20 protein-coding genes are annotated in these 21898 nt (G+C 46.8%); 11 read left to right on the top strand and 9 right to left on the bottom strand.

All coding sequences use genetic code 11. The annotated features are described in order from the left end of the window. Positions 1 to 76 precede the first annotated feature (76 nt). From rpsA to V7D78_RS03560, 6 genes are all read left to right on the top strand, one after another. Positions 77 to 1759 (top strand): 30S ribosomal protein S1, encoded by a 1683-nt coding sequence (gene rpsA, locus V7D78_RS03585; RefSeq protein ID WP_442886495.1) that lies wholly within the window; start codon positions 77 to 79, stop codon positions 1757 to 1759. Between the two features lie 64 nt (positions 1760 to 1823). Further along, a complete protein-coding gene (gene ihfB, locus V7D78_RS03580) occupies positions 1824 to 2108 on the top strand; it encodes an integration host factor subunit beta (protein ID WP_217669596.1) in 285 nt (94 codons plus the stop codon). 45 nt (positions 2109 to 2153) lie between these two features. Beyond that, positions 2154 to 2396: a DUF1049 domain-containing protein gene (locus tag V7D78_RS03575; RefSeq protein WP_333607057.1), complete on the top strand. Its 243-nt coding sequence runs from the start codon at positions 2154 to 2156 to the stop codon at positions 2394 to 2396. Positions 2397 to 2400: 4 nt separating this feature from the next. Continuing rightward, positions 2401 to 3576 (top strand): N-acetylglucosaminyl transferase, encoded by a 1176-nt coding sequence (locus V7D78_RS03570; RefSeq protein WP_333607056.1) that lies wholly within the window; start codon positions 2401 to 2403, stop codon positions 3574 to 3576. 49 nt (positions 3577 to 3625) lie between these two features. Beyond that, positions 3626 to 4330, top strand: coding sequence for an orotidine-5'-phosphate decarboxylase (gene pyrF / locus V7D78_RS03565; RefSeq protein WP_333607055.1), 705 nt, complete (start codon positions 3626 to 3628; stop codon positions 4328 to 4330). A 17-nt stretch (positions 4331 to 4347) separates the two neighbouring features. Continuing rightward, positions 4348 to 6078, top strand: a complete 1731-nt coding sequence (locus V7D78_RS03560; RefSeq protein WP_333607054.1) for a potassium/proton antiporter — start codon at positions 4348 to 4350, stop codon at positions 6076 to 6078. A 6-nt stretch (positions 6079 to 6084) separates the two neighbouring features. Here V7D78_RS03560 and V7D78_RS03555 read toward each other — a convergent pair whose 3' ends face one another. After that, on the bottom strand, positions 6085 to 6603 hold the full coding sequence (locus V7D78_RS03555; RefSeq protein ID WP_333607053.1) for a CIA30 family protein: 519 nt from the start codon (positions 6601 to 6603) through the stop codon (positions 6085 to 6087). A 283-nt stretch (positions 6604 to 6886) separates the two neighbouring features. On the opposite strand from V7D78_RS03555, the gene V7D78_RS03550 reads away from it, so the two are divergent. After that, entirely contained in the window at positions 6887 to 7174 is a 288-nt protein-coding gene (locus tag V7D78_RS03550) for a hypothetical protein (RefSeq protein ID WP_333607052.1), read from the top strand. A gap of 122 nt (positions 7175 to 7296) precedes the next feature. On the opposite strand, the gene V7D78_RS03545 is transcribed toward V7D78_RS03550, so the two are convergent. Next, on the bottom strand, positions 7297 to 8019 hold the full coding sequence (locus V7D78_RS03545) for a substrate-binding periplasmic protein (RefSeq protein WP_333607051.1): 723 nt from the start codon (positions 8017 to 8019) through the stop codon (positions 7297 to 7299). Between the two features lie 73 nt (positions 8020 to 8092). Between V7D78_RS03545 and V7D78_RS03540 the strand changes: the two genes are divergently transcribed. The 3 genes from V7D78_RS03540 to V7D78_RS03530 all read left to right on the top strand — a co-directional run bounded on the left by V7D78_RS03540 (position 8093) and on the right by V7D78_RS03530 (position 10763). After that, a complete protein-coding gene (locus tag V7D78_RS03540) occupies positions 8093 to 8887 on the top strand; it encodes an SGNH/GDSL hydrolase family protein (protein WP_333607050.1) in 795 nt (264 codons plus the stop codon). A 114-nt stretch (positions 8888 to 9001) separates the two neighbouring features. Continuing rightward, the gene (gene ppk2 / locus V7D78_RS03535; RefSeq protein ID WP_333607049.1) at positions 9002 to 10150 is read left to right on the top strand and encodes a polyphosphate kinase 2; all 1149 of its coding nucleotides are present in this window, start codon (positions 9002 to 9004) and stop codon (positions 10148 to 10150) included. Between the two features lie 4 nt (positions 10151 to 10154). Beyond that, positions 10155 to 10763, top strand: coding sequence for a DUF938 domain-containing protein (locus V7D78_RS03530; RefSeq protein WP_333607048.1), 609 nt, complete (start codon positions 10155 to 10157; stop codon positions 10761 to 10763). Between the two features lie 49 nt (positions 10764 to 10812). On the opposite strand, the gene V7D78_RS03525 is transcribed toward V7D78_RS03530, so the two are convergent. The 3 genes from V7D78_RS03525 to V7D78_RS03515 are packed head-to-tail and all read right to left on the bottom strand — an operon-like array spanning position 10813 to position 14148. Next, positions 10813 to 11997, bottom strand: a complete 1185-nt coding sequence (locus V7D78_RS03525; RefSeq protein WP_333607047.1) for a GNAT family N-acetyltransferase — start codon at positions 11995 to 11997, stop codon at positions 10813 to 10815. Between the two features lies 1 nt (position 11998). Further along, positions 11999 to 13291 (bottom strand): kynureninase, encoded by a 1293-nt coding sequence (gene kynU / locus V7D78_RS03520; protein WP_333607046.1) that lies wholly within the window; start codon positions 13289 to 13291, stop codon positions 11999 to 12001. Then, on the bottom strand, positions 13288 to 14148 hold the full coding sequence (locus V7D78_RS03515) for an alpha/beta hydrolase (RefSeq protein WP_333607045.1): 861 nt from the start codon (positions 14146 to 14148) through the stop codon (positions 13288 to 13290). Before V7D78_RS03515 ends, kynU begins: the two co-directional genes overlap by 4 nt. A gap of 150 nt (positions 14149 to 14298) precedes the next feature. On the opposite strand from V7D78_RS03515, the gene yghU reads away from it, so the two are divergent. Then, the gene (gene yghU / locus V7D78_RS03510; RefSeq protein ID WP_333607044.1) at positions 14299 to 15132 is read left to right on the top strand and encodes a glutathione-dependent disulfide-bond oxidoreductase; all 834 of its coding nucleotides are present in this window, start codon (positions 14299 to 14301) and stop codon (positions 15130 to 15132) included. Positions 15133 to 15136: 4 nt separating this feature from the next. Here yghU and V7D78_RS03505 read toward each other — a convergent pair whose 3' ends face one another. Genes V7D78_RS03505 through V7D78_RS03490 form a run of 4 tightly spaced genes read right to left on the bottom strand, consistent with a single transcriptional unit; the run spans position 15137 to position 21570 of the window. Beyond that, positions 15137 to 16021: a MipA/OmpV family protein gene (locus tag V7D78_RS03505; protein ID WP_333607043.1), complete on the bottom strand. Its 885-nt coding sequence runs from the start codon at positions 16019 to 16021 to the stop codon at positions 15137 to 15139. Then, entirely contained in the window at positions 16014 to 17414 is a 1401-nt protein-coding gene (locus V7D78_RS03500) for an ABC1 kinase family protein (RefSeq protein ID WP_333607042.1), read from the bottom strand. Before V7D78_RS03500 ends, V7D78_RS03505 begins: the two co-directional genes overlap by 8 nt. 11 nt (positions 17415 to 17425) lie before the next feature. Then, positions 17426 to 20524 (bottom strand): efflux RND transporter permease subunit, encoded by a 3099-nt coding sequence (locus V7D78_RS03495; RefSeq protein ID WP_333607041.1) that lies wholly within the window; start codon positions 20522 to 20524, stop codon positions 17426 to 17428. Then, positions 20521 to 21570, bottom strand: a complete 1050-nt coding sequence (locus V7D78_RS03490; protein ID WP_333607040.1) for an efflux RND transporter periplasmic adaptor subunit — start codon at positions 21568 to 21570, stop codon at positions 20521 to 20523. Before V7D78_RS03490 ends, V7D78_RS03495 begins: the two co-directional genes overlap by 4 nt. Positions 21571 to 21898 lie beyond the last annotated feature (328 nt).

Raw genomic sequence — 21898 nt, 5'->3', positions numbered from 1 at the left:
AGGATGCTTAACGGTTAACTTAGCAACCCCATATGAACATGATGTTCTGTGGCGCACTTAACTGAAAAAGTGAAATATGACTGAAAATTTTGCACAACTTTTTGAGGAAAGCCTCAAAACCATCGAAACCCGCCCAGGTGCCATTGTTAAAGGTACTATTGTTGCTGTATTAAAAGATGTTGTTATGGTCGATGCCGGCCTGAAGTCTGAAGCAGCTATCCCGGTTGAACAGTTCAAATCTCTGAGCGGTGAAATCGAAGTCAGCGTGGGTGACATCATTGACGTAGCGCTGGACGCTATCGAAGATGGTTTCGGTGAGACCTTATTATCTCGTGAAAAAGCTAAGCGCCATGAAGCCTGGGTTCGCCTGGAAAAAGCTTGCGAAGATAAAGAAACCGTTATTGGTATTATTACCGGTAAAGTTAAAGGCGGTTTTACGGTTGAAGTTGACGGTATTCGTGCATTCCTGCCAGGTTCATTAGTAGATGTGCGTCCTGTACGCGACACGCTGCACCTGGAAAACAAAGAATTGGAATTCAAAGTAATCAAACTTGATCAAAAGCGTAACAACGTGGTGGTATCACGTCGTGCGGTGATCGAGTCTGAAAGCAGCCAGGAACGTGATCAGCTGTTAGAAACCTTAGAAGAAGGCATGGAAGTTAAAGGTATCGTTAAGAACCTGACTGACTACGGTGCATTCGTTGACTTAGGTGGCGTTGACGGCTTACTGCATATCACTGATATGGCATGGAAACGCGTTAAGCACCCAAGTGAAATCGTTAACGTTGGCGACGAAATTCCAGTAAAAGTACTGAAATTCGACCGCGAGAAGCAACGCGTATCTTTAGGCCTGAAACAGATGGGCGAAGATCCGTGGGCAGCTATCGCTTCACGTTACCCGGAAGGTGCTCGCATCACTGGTCGCGTTACTAACCTGACTGATTACGGCTGCTTCGTAGAAATCGAAGAAGGCGTAGAAGGCTTAGTACACGTTTCTGAAATGGACTGGACCAACAAAAACATCCACCCATCTAAGGTTGTTAACCTTGGTGATTCTGTGGAAGTTATGGTACTGGAAATCGATGAAGAACGTCGTCGTATTTCTTTAGGCCTGAAACAGTGTAAAGCTAACCCATGGGAAGAGTTCGCTAAGGGCTTTAACAAGGGTGATCGCGTAAGCGGTAAGATCAAGTCAATCACTGACTTCGGTATCTTCATCGGTTTAGATGGCGGCATCGATGGTCTGGTTCACTTATCTGACATCAGCTGGAACGCCACTGGCGAAGAAGCGGTTCGTGAATTCAAGAAAGGCGACGAAGTACACGCTGTTGTGTTACAAGTTGACCCAGAGCGCGAGCGTATTTCTTTAGGTATCAAACAACTGGATGAAGATCCGTTCAATGGTTACCTTGCTGACAACAAAAAAGGTGCTATCGTTAAAGGTGAAGTCACTGCCGTTGACGCTAAAGGCGCTACTGTAATGTTAGAAGGTGCAGTTGAAGGTTATGTTCGTGTGTCTGATATCGCTCGTGAGCGTATTGAAGATGCATCAACCGTACTGAAAGTTGGCGAAGAAGTTGAAGCTCGTTTAATGGGTGTGGATCGCAAAAACCGCGTAATCAGCCTGTCAATCAAAGCTAAATTCGAAGCTGAAGAAAAAGAAGCAATGGATACTGTGAATACCAAGCAGCAGCAAGAAGCTGACTTTGGTGGTAACGCCATGGCTGAAGCATTTAAGGCTGCACAAAAGCAGGATTAATTGCACACAAGCAGGGGGCATCTGCCTCCTGCTTGTTTTATCCGGTGATGAAACAGGAGGGTCTATGACCAAGTCTGAATTGATTGAAAAGCTAGCCACTGATTTCCCACATATTCAGGTCAAGGATGTTGAGGCCTCTGTTAAAGAAATTCTTGAACAGATGGCACAATCACTATCATCTAACGAACGCATTGAAATTCGCGGCTTCGGCAGCTTTTCACTGCATTATCGCGCACCACGGATAGGTCGTAACCCTAAAACCGGTGATAAAGTTGAATTGGACGGTAAACATGTACCGCATTTCAAGCCGGGTAAAGAATTACGTGATCGGGTGAAAGACAACACCTGAGCGCTCTGCTTGCCGCAGTGAGCGACCAACCGCATGGAGTTTACGTTGCGCAAATTGTTGTTTTTGATCGTTATTGTTGTTGTCGCTATCAGCGGTATCATTTTTGGTTCTATTAACCAGCAGATGACTGAATTACATCTGCTCGTCATTTCCTTTCCTTTACGCGTTGTTGATGTCGCTGTACTCTTTTTAGTACTGGGCGTACTGCTGGGGCTGCTGCTCGCAGCCTTATATGCGTTAGGTCGGCGACTACGCCAGGCGTCACGCCACAAACTCGCTAAATCCTGACATTATGCCAGAGCTGCTATTTCTGTTATTACCCGTTGCCGCCGCTTACGGTTGGTTTATGGGCAGAAATAGTGCTAAACACAGCGAGTTAAAAGGTCGCGCCAATGTGACCCGTAATTTATCCTCTGGTTTAAATTTTTTATTAACGGATCAAGAAGATAAAGCCATAGAGCAACTACTTGAACTGTTGGACATTGAAGCCGCTACCATCGACACCTATCTGGCACTAGCCAATTTATTCCGCCGCAAAGGCGACTGGGATAAAGCCATTCGTATCCATGAAAAACTGCATCAATTATCGCTACCCAAGCCGCAGGCGCAGCAAATTCAATTTGAATTGGCAAAAGATTATTTCTCCGCTGGCATTTTCGATCGGGCTGAAAAATTACTGCAGGAATTAGTTAAATCTGACCTGTTACGCGAACAGGTATTAAAACAGTTATTTAGTATTTTTGTCGCCACCCACGACTGGCATAAAGCCGTAGCCTTAACCGCGCAGGTAGAAAAAACCCAATCAAAAAGCTTACGTATAGCGCTGGCCAATATTCAAAGTGAAGCTTTATTAGCTAGCATAACTAAGGTTGAAGCCATTACTGATACGCCAGCTAACGCTACTGACAACAGTATTGCCTGGCAGCAGTTGTCTGATACCTACCCAATGTCCGTGCGGCCTCGTTTTGAATTGGCAACATTATATTTAGCTCAGCAACAGCATACACAGGCAAAGCATTGCTTATTAGCGCTATTACAGCAAAAGCCACAATGGAGTGCCGAGGTACTGCCCTTATTGGCACAATGCGAGTTTACGGCTGATGAGTGGTATCAGTTACTGACTACTCTTGCCGAGAAACAACAAAATATCAGTGCCCGCATCTACCTGGCTGACTGGTTAAATGAACATGGCTCGTCAAAAGCGGCTGAGCATTTTTTATTGGATAAACTGCGGCAACAGCCAAGTATCCGCTTATTCCAAAAGCTATTACAGCTGCGTCAGCAACAATCACCGGTTGCTGCCGAAGTGCTGTCTCAGGTAGAAGATCTGGTCAATGCTTATCTTGCCAGTAAGGTGCTTTACAGTTGCCGCAATTGTGGCTTTAAAACCCGGCAGCAGTATTGGCTCTGTCCCTCCTGTCAGCAGTGGGAAACGGTTGAACCTATTACTGGTATTGATGGCCGTTAGATTTGGTATTCTATGTTTTTTACGTTTTGAATTTTAGATAGGAATGGTTATGCATTGTCAGTCGCCCATTGTTGTTGCCCTGGATTTTCAGCAACGAGACGCCGCGTTAAATTTAGTTAGTCAGTTAGATCCCAGCTTGTGCCGCTTAAAAGTAGGCAAAGAAATGTTTACCCATTTTGGCCCAGACTTTGTTACTGAGTTGCAGCGTCGGCAATTTGAAGTGTTTCTGGATTTAAAATTTCATGACATCCCCAACACAGTAGCCAAAGCTGTGGCCGCCGCCGCAGATTTAGGCGTATGGATGGTCAATGTGCATGCCAGTGGTGGTAGCCGTATGATGCAGGCTGCGGTAGCGGCGTTGCAACCGTTTGCTCACAACAAACCTAAGTTAATTGCGGTGACAGTATTAACCAGTATGGAACAAAGTGATTTACTTGAGCTGGGGATTAACTTGACGCCCGCGCAGCAGGTAATGAAACTGGCGGCATTAACTGCCCAATCCGGTTTAGATGGTGTAGTATGTTCTGCACAAGAAGCGATGGCACTTAAACAACAATTTGGTGCAAGTTTTCAATTGGTTACACCTGGTATTCGTCCGGCCAGCAGTGCATTGGATGATCAGAAAAGGGTGATGACACCCAAAGCGGCCATCGCCGCTGGCGTTGATTATTTAGTGATAGGCCGGCCTATCACGCAGGCGGCTCAGCCATTGCATGCCTTACAAGCTATAGTAAAGGAATTATCTGACGCTTAATTAATCGGGAGGTTAGGGTGGATGCGATCAACCTCGCAATATTAATTGGCGGTTTATTATTTTTTGTCAGCATTATCGCCACGCTAATCTCTGCGCGGCTTGGTGCACCTATGCTATTGATCTTCCTTATTATCGGTATGATAGCGGGTGAAGATGGCTTAGGCGGCATCCAGTTTGCTAATCCTGAAGTCGCGTTTTTAATTGGCTCTATTGCGTTGGTCATTATCTTATTTGATGGTGGTATGCGCACACATCCGGAGCGGTTTCGGGTTGCTTTAGCTCCCGCCTCTATGCTTGCTACTCTGGGCGTAATAATTACCTGTGGCACTGTTGGTTTGGCAGCCGCCTGGTTATTAGAGCTTTCCTGGATTGAAGGCTTATTACTGGGCGCCATTCTAAGCTCAACCGATGCCGCTGCCGTATTTTCTATTTTCCAGTCGCAACGTTTAAAAATCAAAGAGCGGGTTGCTTCAACACTAGAAATTGAATCTGGCAGTAATGATCCTATGGCCGTAATGCTGACCTTTACTTTGGTCGGTTTGTTAGCACAAGACGCCAGTTTAAACTGGTATGTACCCGTTGCCTTTATTCAGCAAGCCATAGTTGGTGGCGCTATGGGTTATGGGGCAGGGCGTATCTTTGTCTTTTTATGCCGTAAGTTACCACTAAGTTTCGCATTTTTCCCGCTGTTGGCGGTTGCCAGTAGTATCTTTATTTATGCCATTACTAACTACTTTGGCGGCAGTGGATTTTTAGCCGTCTATTTAATGGGCTATATCGTCGGCAATGCCCGTTTACCGCAAATTATTCATATCTTAAGAATGCATGATGGCCTGGCCTGGATCAGCCAAATTAGTATGTTTTTAATGCTGGGTTTGCTGGTTTCACCGAGCAACTTAATGGAGCACTTCTGGGATGCGCTGGTATTGGCGGCGGTACTGATTTTTATCGCCCGGCCACTGGCTGTGTTTATTAGTTTAATTCCGTTTCATTTTCCATTTAAAGATCAAGTATTTATAAGTTGGGTCGGTTTAAGGGGCGCAGTACCTATTATATTGGCGTTATTTCCCTGGTTGGCTGGTGTACCTAATGAGCATCTGTATTTTGACGTGGCCTTTGTCGTGGTTATCGTCTCACTGATGCTGCAAGGCTGGAGTTTAGTGCCTGTTGCGCGCTGGTTAAAACTGGAGGTGCCGGCAGAGCTGCAACCGGATCAGGCTATGCCTTTAGACGCGATACCCAGTAAGGATGTGATGGAGGTATTGGCGTTTAACGTTAAAGAGCAATCACCGATCCGCGGCGTCTGCTGGCCCGATTTAAAATTTACGGTACCCATTCAGTTTTTAGGGGTAATTCGCGATGGCGAATGGCTATTACCGCTGCATGACCCGGTGTTTAACAGCAACGATACGTTAATGGTATTAGCTAAAATTACTGACGTGAAAAAAATCAGTGAGGTACTGGCCAGTGAAGCAGAGACATCAGGCCTGAGTAACAGTAATTTCTTTGGTGACTTTGTACTTAATGGTGCCATTAGTCTGGCAGATTTAGATGCGTTTTATACGATAAATCTTACGGATCAGAATAAGCAGCAAAGTTTATCTTCTTATATTACTGAGCGTTTTCACCGCCGTGTGGTTATTGGCGATCAGGTGCGCCTGGATCAATTACTGCTTACGGTGCGTGAGTTAGATGAGCAAGGTGTTATTACTCAGGTAGGTATTAAGGCAGTAGATGTGCAAAGCTGATTAAGATTAGATGCTTTGCAGCGCTGAGAATTGAATAGTAAATAATTCTATGGCAAAAGTTCCCTGATTACTGTCAGCGAGCATCAGACTAATATGGCTGACATCGGAAAAATTAAGTGCGGGTAATCCCGTTACTAAACGACCACGAAATTGACCACGAAAATTGAACGGCTCAAACTGATATCGCTGCAATTGCGAACTGCTTTGAAACTCTGCGACATAAGCCACGCCTTGAGGAATAAAAGGGGTTTTTAGTCGCAATTGATATTTGCGGCCATCGGCTAATGCTGCTAATTCCAGGGTCCTGAATTCTACCGCAGGCAATGCTTGCGCCAGGGCAAACTCTGCAGAAGCAAAACCGCCATTATTTGCTAACGATAAATGTCCTTCAAACCTTAACCCCGCAGGCTCAGCTAAACGCGTTAATAAGCCATCAGAACGGCCCCCCATAACGGTATCATGGATCAGTCGCACATTTTTAAAATGCTTGAGGTTACTGAAATTCAACGCAATGGTTCCAGGCATAACTATCTCTTGTTCTAAAGCGTTTTGAGTGGCTAATTTTACCAATGAGTTAGTCGAGGTATCTGCTACAGCTTTAGCCGTAATAGCATTTAAAGCAATCAGTAATGCTATTAATGTTTTACAGAAACATTGTCGTAAAGCATGCAGCATAAAAATCTCCAAGAGCTATTTTATGCTTTACGCTTTGTGGGACATATCAGATTTAAAATAACTAAACCATAAGCACAAAGCTAACGTTAAATTATTTAAAATTTAGAACGCTACCGTAATTATCGAAAGTATCATGTCAAAAACATCAATTGCTTCATGTCAATTATGTGAGCGTCAGTGCCAGCTGACGTTTCATCACTTAATTCCTAAAAAAATGCACCGTCGCAATTATTTCAAAAAACACTTTAATAAAGCACAATGCCAAATGGGTGTGATGCTTTGTCAGCTTTGCCATAAAGCAATACACACCTTTTACGATGAAATGATGTTAGGTAAGCATTTAAACACGTTAACGCAATTGCAGAACGATGCAAAAATACAAACCCATATAGCATGGGTTAAAAAGCAGAAAATAACCTAGTCAATAGATGACCCATAATGTATATTATGTTAAATGCAATATTATTAAAGGTGCTCTTTTGCTGCTCAGGACCCCTGCATTTCAATAGTTACTTATCGTTAGCGACGTCGCTTTTGTCTTGCTTAATAAAACTGATAACGGCCTGATGCTCTGATGTCTTGGACAATGCGTTCTATTTCATCCGCCCGGTTTGCGAAGCGGCCTTTTTTGCTGATGGCGATATGGGCTTCAACCTGCTGCTGATATTCTTGTGGTGCTAAAACCAAATCTCTCTGGTAGCGGCCATTTTGGGCAATGTGTTTTTGGGTAATATGTTCAGGGCCAACTACAACATCGGTTTTATTGAAAAAAAGATCAGCCAACGCTGTGTCATAATCTGCCGCTAAATGTACCTGATGGCCGGCTTGACTCAGTTGTTGCGCTGCTTCTGCCGCCTGCACTTGGGTTTTAATGAACGTCAGGCGCAGCGGTTGCTCAGCCGCTAACGGATATTGTTGATTGATAAACCAACTGTTTGGACGCGCAGAATCAAAAGGAAACATGAAAAACCGTTGCTGTCTTTCTGCTGTGAGCAGCAAGCCTGCAACAATATCCACTTCACCCTGTTCCAGTTGCTGCAAACAACGCACTGTCGGTGTGGGTACTGTATAGCCCAGCTCAGTATCTAAGCGCTTGGCAAGGTCCTTCATTAGCTCTACCATAGCACCAACGGGTTCTTTTCCGGCGTCGTAGTATTGGCGTGGTGGTAAATTATCAAAACACCACACTAGTGCTGGTTGAGATGCGGCAACAGCAGTAGTTGACACTAAAGTCACTACACTTAAAAGCAGTGCTGCCCGAATCATAACCGATGTTCCTAATTTATTTTTTTTAAATAATAGCATAGAAAATGTGTACCGCTAATAGTGTGATCCCAAGATGAAATCCTCAACGCCTTTAAAACAGCATGTTATTAGCGGCCTGTGGCTACTGCTTACTGTTGTCGGTTGGCCGCTGTTGTATTGGCAAGGTAAGCGGGTGCGTAAATTAGCACTGCGCTTACCTGAAGCCGCCGGCCGGCGCAATGGTATCTCGGGTAGTGGTGAACCACTACGTTTGTTGATTTGTGGCGACTCAGCTGCTGCCGGGGTTGGCGTTTCAGAGCAACAGCAGGCGTTATCTGGCCAGCTGGTGGCGTTATTGGCAGAGCGGTATCAGGTAACCTGGCAACTTGCCGCGAAAACCGGGCTCGATAGCCCTGGCTTAAACACCTTATTGCAACAGCTGTACTCACACAAAAACGCGGTATATCCGTTAGATCTGGTAGTGGTATCGATTGGTGTCAATGACGTTACCGCGCTGCGCAATAAAGCAGAGTTTCAACAGCAGATTTCAACCCTATTAACCAGACTCACCACTGATTTTACCAACCCTCAAGTGTTATTTAGTGCTATACCGCCGATGCAGCACTTTACGGCGTTGCCCTCGCCCTTAAATATTTGGTTAGGCTTAAAAGCCGCTATGCTAAATCAGGCTTTGGCCAACGAGCTGAAAAACTGGCCCAAGGCACAACTGGTTAGCAGCAAGCAAGCGTTAACGCCCGATATACTGGCAACAGACGGTTTTCACCCCTCAGCCAAAGGACACCTTATTTGGGCACAGTTGCTGCTTGATGCTTTTTATTCAGCACACTTAACCGATAGTCAGCAGCCTTGCGGCATCCTTCGCCCGTAGTAGCTTCAACGTTTATCAAATCGTCCATCTTGTCTAATTCTGGCTAAATTTAACGTTATATCAAACAGTAAGGCATTGCTATACTGGACATAAACCCAACAACAGGAAAACGGCATGCCAAAAACAGACTCGGAAGCAACCGCCAATAGCACGGGTTCACTACAAACGGCTTTAGCTGATACCGACACCCTTAAGGAACTCAGCCCCGGAGCTATTGCACAAGCTACGGTGAAACAACGGCTATTATCCGGCTATCAATCACTGGAAGTGGTACTTGATGACATTATCAGCCGCAGTATTGATGATGCAGATCCCGCATCCATTGCTGATTTTAGTACCCAATTCAAAGCTATTTTGCAAGGCGCCTCACCTGATGATATCGCCTTGCTCAGTAAATCTATGCTGCGCGAACATGTAAACAGCTTTAACCGCAGTAGTGTTGAACTGGATACCGAGCGCTTTACTGATGACGTTCACAGCCCCTACCCTTATAAAAACCGCTTACAACGTAAAAGCTATGAAAAACAAAAATACAACTTGCAGGTTGAGTTATTAAAGTTACAGCACTGGGTTAAAGATACCGGCTCGCGGCTGGTGATTTTATTTGAAGGCCGGGATGCCGCGGGTAAAGGTGGCACCATTAAGCGTTTTATGGAACATCTTAACCCGCGTGGTGCCAGAGTAGTCGCCCTTGAAAAACCCACAGCGGTTGAGCAAGGCCAATGGTATTTTCAGCGTTATGTACAACATCTGCCTACTGCCGGTGAAATAGTGCTGTTTGATCGTTCCTGGTATAACCGCGCGGGTGTAGAACGTGTAATGAATTTTTGTACTGAGCAGCAATATCTCGATTTTATGCAGCAGGTGCCGGATTTTGAGCACAGTCTTACTTCATCCGGTATTCATGTGATTAAGTTTTGGTTTTCAGTAAGCCGGGATGAGCAAAGAAGGCGTTTTACTGAGCGGGAGTCGCATCCGCTGAAACAGTGGAAGTTAAGCCCGATTGACCGCGCCTCACTTGATCGCTGGGATGATTACACCAAAGCCAAAGAAGCCATGTTTAGCCAAACCCACAGTACCCATGCGCCCTGGATTATCATTAAATCAGACTGTAAAAAGCGCGCCCGCTTAAATGCCATGCGCTATGTGTTGCAGCATTTCAATTATGCCAATAAAGATGTAAAACGCTTAGGCGAACTGGATGCTTTGATTATTGGCCCAGTAACCCATACTGATGCCTCGAACAATAAAGGGGCTGAATAATATTATGCTATTTGACGCTGACTTACCCTACTCCCAAGCCTGTGAAAACAATAAAGGCCCTATTGCTGAAGTACTAAAGCAGGCTTTTGCAACATGCCAATCGGTACTGGAAGTGGGCAGTGGTACGGGGCAACATGCGTTGTATTTTGCTCAGCAACTGCCGCATTTACAATGGCAAGCCTCTGATCAAGCACAATATTTGCCAGCGCTGAATGAACGTATTCGCCGTGCCACACTAGCTAATTTAGCCCCTGCCGTCTGTCTGGATGTCACACAAGACAAAGCACCAGCACCATCTGATGGCCTGTTTAGTGCTAATACCCTACACATTATGCCCTGGTCTGTGGTACAGCGGTTATTTAGCCGCTTAAATGAGCTGACCAAAGCTGAAGCGGTACTCTGTATTTATGGCCCTTTTAATTATCAGGGCCAATTTACCAGCGACAGTAATCAGGCGTTTGATCGCAGCTTAAAAAGCCGTGACCCGGCTATGGGTATCCGTGATATTGAGCAAGTACTATCACTGGCCAGCGCACAAGGCTTTACACTTCAACAAGATATTGCAATGCCGGCCAACAACCGGCTACTGTGGTTGACTAAAAATATAAATTAATAGCCAGCTCCCGCCCACAATCAAACGCAATAAAAGCTTATCGCTCTCATTACTTATGCTCAGACTGTTTAAAAGGTAAGGCGCTAATCGCGGCTTGCTGATAATTCATTAGATGCTCAGCCTCATGCTTAAAGTATTGAGCAATAGCAGGGCTTAGCGGGGTATCAGCAAACAAATAGCTACCATAACGCGTTACTGGTTCAAAGCCGCGTTTAAGCTTGTGCTCACCCTGAGCGCCGGCATCAAACCGTGTTAGTCCATGCGCAATGCAATAATCAATCCCCTGGTAGTAACACAATTCAAAATGTAAATGTTCGGCCTGGGTTAAGGCGCCCCAGTAACGGCCATAGAGAGTATCTGCGCTCTTAAAGCACAAGGCTGCAGCTAGCAGCTTGGGGGCTTCATCTGTTTCGGAGTCATCAGTTGCATAGGCAGCAAACACCAATAAGCTTGCTGCCATACTGTCTTTTATCAGCTTAAAACTGTGCTCAGTAATATAACCATGATGGCCAGATCGCTTTAAATAGGTCGCCTGATAACAGCGATTAATGCTTTGCCAGTCTTGTGCCGAGATATCAGCGCCGTTCAGGGTTTTAATCGTAAAACCGGCAACGCGCTGGCGCTCCTGCTTAATTTGTTTGCGTTTACGTGAATTAAGCTGCTGTAAAAAATCATCAAAACTACTGTAGCCACGGTTGTGCCATAAAAATTGCACATCTTGGCGCGCTAAAAAGCCCTGGGCGCTTAACTGCTGTTGCAGAGCCTTGCTGATGTAAAGCCATTGCACACAGCTGATAGCAGCAAGTTGAAGCTGTTGCCTGAGCGCAGCAACAATTATCGGCAACACACTGTCTGCTAAAGCAGTATCCAGCAAACCTAACCTGGGCCCTGTTACCGGAGTAAAAGGAATAGCCGCAATCCACTTCGGGTAATATTTTAATCCATACTGCTGATAGGCCTCAGCAATTTGCCAATCAAACAGATATTCACCATACGAGTGTGTTTTTATATAGCCCGGTACGGCAGCAATTAAGTGCTCATCTTGCCACACAGTTAAATGCCGGCTGCGCCAACCGCTGTTGCCATCGACACTGCCACCCTGCTCTAACGCCAACAAAAAAGCGTGACAACAAAAAGGGTTAACATTAGCGTTGCCAGGAGGATCTGCAAAAAGCCTATCCCATTGCTCGCTACTCAACGCTGCTAAGCTATCCAGCCAACGTAGTTGCAGCATCTCAGGTAACCTTGTGCTGCAAACGGTATTCTGGCCGCTCATACGCCTTGCTCGCGACAACGTCCGCCAGGATCGCTACCGCTTGGTACATATCAACATAGCGTAAATACAGTGGTGTAAAGCCTAAACGCAGAATGTTAGGAGCACGAAAATCGGCCACCACACCCTGCGCAATTAATGCCTGGCAAATGGCATAAGCTTCTGGGTGTTGATAGGCCAACTGGCTGCCTCTGTTTTGTAGTGGAGTCACTAAGGTTAAGCTGTTAAGGCTGGGGTGCTGCAAGACTAATGTTTGGAAAATATCGCTTAGTGCCAGTGACTTTGCCCGTAGTTGCTGCATGTCCACATCCCTGAATACCTCAAGCGCGGCATCCAGCACACTCATCGATAAAATAGCCGGGGTGCCGGTTAAAAACTGCTTTATACCTGCTGCTTTTGCATAGTGTGGCGTGAAACTAAAAGGCGTAGTGTGCCCCATCCAACCACTCAGTGGCTGGCTGATATTGGCATGATGGCGTTTAGCGGCATAAATAAATGCCGGCGCACCCGGGCCACCATTTAAATATTTATAGCCACAACCAATGGCAAAATCGACATCACAGGCATCAAGTTCAACCGGTAAAGCACCGGCACTGTGCGCCAGATCCCAGATCACCAATACACCTTTGGCATGGGCTGCCCGGGTAAGTCTTTGCATATCCAATAAGCGGCCGCTACGAAAATCCACCTGGGTTAACAGCAGCACGGCCACATCATCAGTTAGCGCTTGCTCAAGTCGCTGTTCAGCGTTGTCATCTGAGGTTTCCACCAGTCTCAACTGACAGTGCGCTATACCAATTAAACTGGCTAAACCCTCAACCATATATAAGTCTGTGGGGAAATTACCGGCCTGTGATAACACTATAGGACGTTTGTTTTCCCCCGCCGTTTGCTGCATTAACATGGCACAGCTAAGTACTTTAAATAGGTTTACTGAGGTCGAATCGCAACAAATCACCTGCCCTGGTGCCGCCCCAATCAAAGGGGCAATTTTTTCAGCCACAATGCTTGGTAAATCTATCCACTGGTGGCGGTTCCAACTGGTAATAAGATCGGCTGACCACTGTTGCAGCATCACCTGCTGCGCTCTAACCGCCGCCGCTTTAGGCATGGCACCTAAAGAGTTGCCATCCAGATATAACAAAGACTCCGGTAGCGAAAACTCGGCACGTTTTGTAGCAAATGGATCTTGTTGATCCAGCACCACTAGCTGCTCAAAGGTGATTTTTTGGTGTGTATTTAAAGATATATTCACTGTGCTAAAAGCTCCTGCAGCGTCAAAACAACCTGTTTATACGCCTGAGTATGGGGGTGGATCCAATCAAAATGTCCGGCATCATTGATGATGTTATAAGGTAAGCTGCTATCTATCGCCTGACTCAGTGGCACTATGCTGTCTGTGCTTCCCTGTAACAAGATGCTGGCCGGATGCAAAACTTGCTGCTGCGGATTGGCCTGCTGGTATTGCTCTGGAATGTCAGCCACCGTTCCCCCCATAAACTGCAGACTGGCACGCTGGCAACTGTTGTCACCCGAAGCATAGGCCACTAAGTCAGTAATAGCGGCTAAACCAACAACAGCATGCACATATGGATAACTTTCTGAATAAGCGTAAGCATGGCCCGCGGCCAGAAGTGCTAAGTGTCCTCCTGCAGAATGCCCGGCAAGGATCAGCCGTGAAGAGTCTACGGGGTAATGTGCCAAGCCCCTATCAACAAAACTCAGCGCAGCAAGCACATCTTCAAAGCTGCCTGGCCAGCCTCCGCCCTTATCGCTACTGCGCCGGTATTCTATTGACCAAACCGCAAAACCTTGCGCTGCCAACGCCTGACTAAAAGCTTTGCTGTGGCTGATATCATAAGTACTTAACCAACAACCACCATGAATAAATACCACTAAGGGCGCTGATAAATTAGATGGCTCAGGCAGATACAACTGGCCAAATTGCAAAGGGTCATCACCATACGCCAATCTGATACTTCGCTGCTCGTAGGGTAACACTAACAAACCGCCGTAGCTGACATTACTAAGCCGATTGCTGGTGTCAACCGGCTGAGTATCCAGCCGGTGTGGTTGTGCACAGCCTGCCAGCAACAGGCTGCAAAAAAGCATTAGTAAAGCCGGTTTTTGTTTGCAACTGAATATTAAGTCGAGGTTATTCAAGCAAGTACTCATTGTCGTTTAGCCTTGTATTAACGCTAAACTAAACCCATATCTAAGCAAGGCATTTACGTTGAACAGACAAAATAATCAGGAGGTTATATGAGCAACACCTATACCCCACCCCAAATATGGACCTGGGATGCCCAAAATGGCGGACAGTTTGCCAGTATTAACCGACCTGTCGCCGGTGCCACCCATGACAAAACCTTACCTGTTGGCAAACAACCATTGCAGCTGTATTCATTAGCCACCCCCAACGGCGTAAAAGTCACCATTTTACTGGAAGAGCTGTTAGCACTGGGAATTAAAGAGGCGGAATATGATGCCTGGCTGATTAGTATTAAAGATGGCGATCAATTTGGCAGTGGTTTTGTTGAGCTTAACCCCAACTCCAAAATTCCGGCATTGCTTGATACGACAACTCAAGTACGGGTGTTTGAATCAGGGTCAATTTTACTCTACTTAGCGGAAAAGTTCGGTCATTTTATACCCAAAACGCTGGCCGGGCGCACAGAAGTCATGAACTGGCTGTTCTGGCAAATGGGAAGCGCACCTTTCTTAGGAGGAGGCTTTGGCCACTTTTATGCGTATGCACCTGAAAAACTGGAATATCCGATAAACCGTTATGCGATGGAAGCCAAACGTCAGCTTGATGTATTAGATAAACAACTGGCACAGCACGAATATGTCGCAGGCTCTGACTACAGTATCGCCGACATGGCCATCTGGCCCTGGTATGGTGCTTTGGCATTAGGCCGCTTGTATAATGCCGCTGAATTTTTGCAAGTGCAGCAATATGAACACCTGCAACGCTGGGCCAAGCAATTAGAACAACGCACGGCGGTAACTCGTGGTGCCATGGTTAACCGCAACTGGGGTGAGGGTCAGCAACTGCCAGAACGTCACAGCAGCGCCGACTTTAGTAAAACCTAAGGCGTTATTCACCCGCCAGGCGGCTTGATTCGGCAAAGACATAAGTAACGCCAATGCCGACCGACCAACCGCCACTGTTTAACATCAGGGGGCTCTGTTTGTTCGCTGCCCCTTGCGTCCATTCATAGCGGCCAAAGCCAAAGGCCCGCCAGTTTTTTGAAAAGCGTTTCCCAATACTGAGCGATCCTCTAAGCGCCATATAGCCAGCCTTTGCATCATACTCAGGCCGCTCAGCTGTCGCATCTAAAGCGTTAACCTGATAAAAATACTCATTAAGCTGCTCACTGCCAAACAATGTGCTAAGCCGTAAATTATAAAATATTCCCGCCTCACTTATCACATCAGCGTTTAGAGAGGGTTCAAAACTTACCCCGTTAAAGCGCAGGCTGTCATTGATATCAAACACCGCCCGCAGTGGAAAATCGGCACGCAGTCTGGCACCCAAAAAATCGTTAGTCAGCGTCCAGCGTAAACGTGGGCCCGCTTCCACTAAATTACCCAGTTTAGCCATACCCTCACGCGCCGCAATATCCGATTTACCGGCGCCCAGTGCACCGGCAAAACCAAGATCCAACTCTATGGTGTCGGTTTTTATTGCTCTGAATCCAAGGTTTTCTCTATCGGCACGAAACCAATTACCACGATAAACCAGATAAGGGACTATCAAGCTACGCTGTACCTGCTCTGCTGCACCAGGATAAGCCAATTGGTTAATACTGATACCAATAAGTCCGGCTTCCCATAGAGGTAACGCAGGCGCGGCTTGCTGGTAACTATATTGGGCATCAGGCTGGGCATTTTCTGCCGCGGTCGCACTATAAAGCGGCAAACTACAGCCAAGTATAATACTTAGCCTCCGCACCAACTGTTTTGCGTTAACCCTATTCATAACGATCCTGTGGTTGAGGCTTGATATTATCTTGCAGCAACTGTGGCTCAAGCTGTTGCTTTGCCGCTGGTGGCCCTTGCTGTAACGCTAAAAACGGCAATAACAAGGCGCGGACGTTCACTTTAGCGCCCAGTCTGGCCGCCAACAGATATAAACCAGCAATTTTGCGATGCAAAAATAGCGCGTCTGCCGGCGGGCTATGCCAGTAATTTTTTTTAAGACTTAACTCGGTGCCGGCTTCACGTAAGCGTAACGCCAAATCACTGGTAGCAAAGTCATAGGCGAGGTTGTGCTTAACTGGTTCACAAGCCAACTCCACCAGATTAAGCACGGCCTGTTTTTGCTCCGCTAAAATGTGTTCGCTAAAAAAACCTATCTGCGTTAACGCGCGCTCAATACCTGCCCTGTCATTCACACAAGCCGAGGTAAACAACAGCTGATAACTCTGGCTAATGTCATTTGAGTAGTCACGACAAGCACCAAAATCTAATAACACTAATTGCGCCGTCTGCTGGTTATACAGATAATTGGCAAAATTAGGATCTGTTTGTACTAATTTAAATTCAAATAACTCGCGAAAGAACAAGGAAAACATCAAGCTTATCACCCTGTCCCGCTCAGCTTGTGGCGCTTGTTGTAATACTTCAATCGGCTCACCTGTTACATACGTCATCACCAAAATATTGCTGGTGCTTAACTGTGGCAAAACCTGCGGTACTACATAGGCATCATCCGCTGCCAGATATTGCCGATAACGTTGTAAATAATGGGCCTCCTGCAGATAATCGGCCTCATTTTTCAACTGGCGTTTTGCTTCAGATAACAAGCGCTGATAAGCAACACCATCAGGTATCAGCCCCGTTAATTTAAGCAAGGTAGCCACATTATCAACATCACTGTCGATACTGGCTTTTATTCCTGGATATTGCACTTTTACGGCCAGTTTACTGCCGTTATCGTGATAGGCCTGATGCAACTGACCAATAGAGGCCGCTGCCATAGGTGCAAAGGTAAAATCGGCAAAGTGCTGCTGCCACTGTTCACCTAACTCCTGGCGCAGTACCTGGGCTAATTGTTTCGCAGGCATAGGATTAGCATTTGCCCGCAGCTTAGCCAGCAGTTGGGCTAACTCGGCAGGCATTAAGTCACCCGCGTCCATCGACAACAATTGGCCTAACTTCATCGCCGCACCGCGCATATGGGCCAGTTGATCGGCCAGCCTGCGCACGTTTGCAGGGGTCAGCAACATCGTTTTAGTATCAGGCCGCTTACCCTGAGCAAGTTGTCGGGCACCTTCTGCTAACATACCGCCCGCCACGCGGCTGGCCAGAGAAGCTAAGCCACCCAGACGACTCATTCTATTGGCGGGTACCCGGGAAGACTTATTTACCATTTACATTCACCTCAGGCACCTACATCAAGTTGCTGTGCCGCTTGTAATTCATTTTCAAGCCGGATACTTTCATCGGCCCGGGGTTTAGCAAAGCGGGCCAGCGCCAGATATAACACCGGCGTAAGATATAGCGTGAATACCACCGCGATACCCAGGCCGCCAAACACCACCCAACCAATGGCATTCCGAGCTTCTGCCCCTGCACCGGTAGATAAAATAAGAGGTAAGCCGCCCAGCAAAGTTGACAATAGTGTCATTGCAATAGGCCGTAAGCGAATTTGAGCGGCCTGTTCCACCGCATCTCGCACACTGTAGCCTCGATCGCGTAATTGATCGGCAAACTCGACCAGCAGAATAGCGTTTTTTGCGAGTAAACCGATTAACATCACTAAACCAATTTGAGAATAGATGTTAATAGAGGTGCCGGTTAAAAACAGGGCAAACAAGGCCGCGGCTATACCAAAAGGCACTGTCGCCATCACCACCAGAGCACTGTTGGCACTCTCAAATTGTGCTGCTAATACCAGCAAAACGATGATAAAGGCCAAGATATAGGTCAGGGTAATTTCACGGGCGGTTTCTTCAAAGGTTAAGGCTTCACCCAGGAACACTAAACCAATATTAGCAGGCAATTCCTGTTGGGCCAGTCTGCGTAATTGCTCTACCGCTTGTTCCATTGATAAATCAGCTGGCAGTTCCATTTCCATTTCAATGGCGCGTCTTTGCGCTTGCCGTTCCAACTCGGCGGCCACCCCTTCTTCAGATATATAAGCCAGACTGGATAACGGAACCAGACCACCCGTGCGCGAACCGACGTATAAATTTGCTAAATCTGAAGGATCCGTTACCGAACTTGCTGCGGCTTGTAAAATAATAGGAACTGATTGATCGCCAACGTTTAAGTCGGCTAAATCTGCACCATTAATTGCGACCCGTAAAGTGGTGGAAATATCCGTCAGCGGCACACCCAACTCTTCAGCCCGTCTGCGATCGATATTGACTCGTAATTGTGGCTGTGTAGGTTGATAAGATATCCGTGGCATACCAAGTTCAGGCATATTTTTTTGAATGGCTTGAGAGAAGGCCTGGGCAGCGGCAAAAATACCGCTGTAAGACTCGCCGGTTAATGCCAGTTCAATACCACCACCCTGGCCTCTGAGATTTAAGCTGTTTGAGCCAAAAGCCCGGGCGGGTGCGCCAGGGATTGCCGCTAATCCAGGACTGATACTGTTAATAATCTCTTGCTGCGATTTACTCCGCTCACTCCAATGCTTAAGTGGTACAGTAATAAATACCAAATTAGGATCCCATTGGCCGACAACAGTATAGATAGAGTCAATGTCTCCCTCATCTACATAAGGCAGTAAAATTTCTTCCATTTTATCAGCCTGCCGGTCCATAAAGTTTAATCCCACACCATCTGGGCCACGGGCAAACACCCTGATAGAACCGCGGTCTTCACTGGGCATAAGTTCGTTGTCAAGCACCATGTATAAGGCAGCAGCACTACCGGCAGCCAATAAACACGCTAAAAAAACGATTAAAGCATGATCAAGTGTCCAGTGCAGACTATGGCGGTAATATCGTAATAAGTGGTTTCCAATGCCGGCAAAGCTGTTACGGGCGTTTTGTTTTATGGGTAAGCGTGCAGTTAAGGCAGGCACCAGAGATAAAGCCACGAAAGAGGAGATAATAACGGCTGCCGCCAAGACGCCGCCAAACTCACGAAATAAACGGCCAGCTGTCGAGGGTAAAAAGGCGATGGGGACAAAAACGGCGACCAGCACTGCGGTGGTAGCAACCACAGCAAAAAATACTTCACGAGTGCCAATCACTGCGGCTGCCCGCGCCCCCAGCCCCATGCTGCGCCGACGTTGAATGTTCTCCGACACGACAATAGCGTCATCCACAATTAAGCCTGTGGCCAGTACCAGTGCCAATAAGGTTAAAATATTAATTGAGAACCCCATCAACCAGATAGCCGCTAGTGCACCAATTAAAGCTACCGGAATAGATAACGCAGGCACTATGGTAGCCCGCCAGGATCCAATAAATAACCACAGTGTAAAAATTACCAATACTACCGTCAGCGCCAGTGAGGTCATCACCTCACGAACAGAGCTACGAATAAACTCCGCATCATCAGACGTGACCTGTAATTGTAACTCCGGGAAGCGGCTTTCTACCTGCTGAACTAACTTCAACACCTCGTCAGAAATTTCAATCGTATTAGAACGGGCCTGGCGAATAATACCCAGACCTATCACAGGCCGGCCATCCAAACGTACCATACTATTAGCATCGGCCGGCCCAAAATACACAGTGGCGACATCCCCTATACGGGTTTCACCACTAATAATAATATCTTCTACTTGCTCAGCGCTAACCGAGGTCGCATCAGCCCGAACGATCAGTTGTTGATCTGTTGAGCGTAAGCTACCCGCCGGGACATCAAAGGGTGCCTGACGTAAGGCTGTCGCAACATCGGTTACCGACAAATTAAAACTGGTTAAACGTAGCGGGTCTAAGATAACCCGTAAAACCCGCTCCCGATCACCATTTAAACGCACATCAGCCACACCCGGGATACTTAAAAACAAGGGAGCCAAATCGGTTTCAATACGTTCCGTCAGCGACTCTAAATCAAGGGTGGCACTGGACACAGCTATACTCACGACAGATTGCGCATCATTATCAGCCTTAATAATGGCTAAACGTTCAACGCCTTGCGGTAATTCGCGTTGTACCCGGCTCACCGCCTCGCGTGTCTCATTAGCAGCATCATCTAAATTGATGCCCGGACGAAATTCTACTCTGACTCTGGCGCTGCCTTCTTCACTGGACGCATTAATAGATTTAACGCCAGACACCCTTGCCACTGCACCTTCTAATTTACTGGTTATCTCGGTATCGACCGTTTCTGGTGAGCCGCCGGGAAAACTAGCCGTCACAGAGACAATTGGCCGATCCACATCAGGTAACTCGCGGACCTCCAAGCCATTGATAGCGGCAAAGCCTGCGATGATTATCAGCAGATTCAGTACAACAATCAGAACCGGGCGGCGAATCGACAATGATGGCAAATCATTATGAATGGGGTTTGTGTTCATAAAGCCGCCTTATGATCATTAACTGAACGTACTGTCTGTCCGGCTCGCAGCGTTTGTACTCCCTCTGTAATTAACATATCACCTTTTTGCAAATCGGCAGACACCAGCACGCGACCGCTCAGGCGTTGTTTAATCTGCACCTCAACTTTTTTGGCTTTGTTTTCTTGCTCTATCCACACATAGGCGCCGGTAGCACCCCACAGTAATGCGGCTTCAGGCACGACGGCATAAGCCTCACCTAACAATTCAAGCGTAACCCGGAAACTCATGCCTGGACGGTACAAATCTGCAGCATTATCAAGCAAAGCACGCACACGTATTGTGCGGTTTGCGTTATCAATCCTCGAATCTATCTGGCTAATGTCAGCATGCAAGGCTACATTGCCGCCCTGCCAGGGTTGCAGAAGCAGCTTAGGTTGTTGTTGCAACATCACCAAAGCCGTTTCAGGTGCCCGAAAATTAATCAACAATTGGCTGCGATTATCCAGGGTTGTTATGGCAGTTTGTTGGGTAATTCTGTCTCCAATTTCAACATCGGTCAGGCCAACCACACCGCTAAAAGGCGCTCGCACCGTACGATCTTCAAGTTCAGTTTCAGCCTCAGACAACAACACCTTAATCAAATCACGGGCCGTTATTGCATCATCCAAATCACTTTGTGCTATCGCACCCTGACGTCGGCTAACCTGAAGTCGCTCAACCGTGCGTTCTGCATCGGTTAGCTGAATACGAGCGCGATCCACTGCCACCTTTTGCCGCCGGGCATCCAGTTCGAGTAACACCTCGCCCTGCTGTACTTTCTGACCTGCACGAAAATAGATTGCGGTAACTTTATCCGCTACGGCAGGATAAATAATGACCGATTGCACGGCTTCAGCCGAGCCAACGGCTTCTATGCGACTACTTTGCTGCTCAAATGCTACTGGCATACTGATTATTTTGGCTACACGTCCTTCTCCCCGGCTTTGTGCCAGAGAGGTAAAGGTGGTACTACTTAATATGAAGGTAACGCTCAGGCATACCGCTTTTTGCCATGCAGATGTCATTAAATATCCTTTGAGCCGGCGAAACTACCGACAGTCATGTTGCTTACATCAGGCGTTGCGTCGACGCTGGTTATGCATTCACCCTGATGTCAGCGAATAAAATTTCTAATAACCCCTAATATACTAACTAAACCTAATGTTGATCACTTGGTTTTGTAAATTGGCGACAGGCTACAGTAATACACGTTAAGTGGTGACTCAGCGAGATCATGTCGCAGTGTTGCGTGAAAGTGTCAATGCGTTATTCTGTGTTAAGCTAGTTTGTTGAAAATACTGATCCAGCAATACTCACCTAAGGAGTTTTATGTCTATTACCCTCAATCGCATC

The organism is Arsukibacterium sp. (genome assembly GCF_036735525.1).
Taxonomy (GTDB): Bacteria; Pseudomonadota; Gammaproteobacteria; order Enterobacterales; family Alteromonadaceae; genus Alishewanella.
This window is presented reverse-complemented; position numbering and strand designations above follow the sequence as displayed.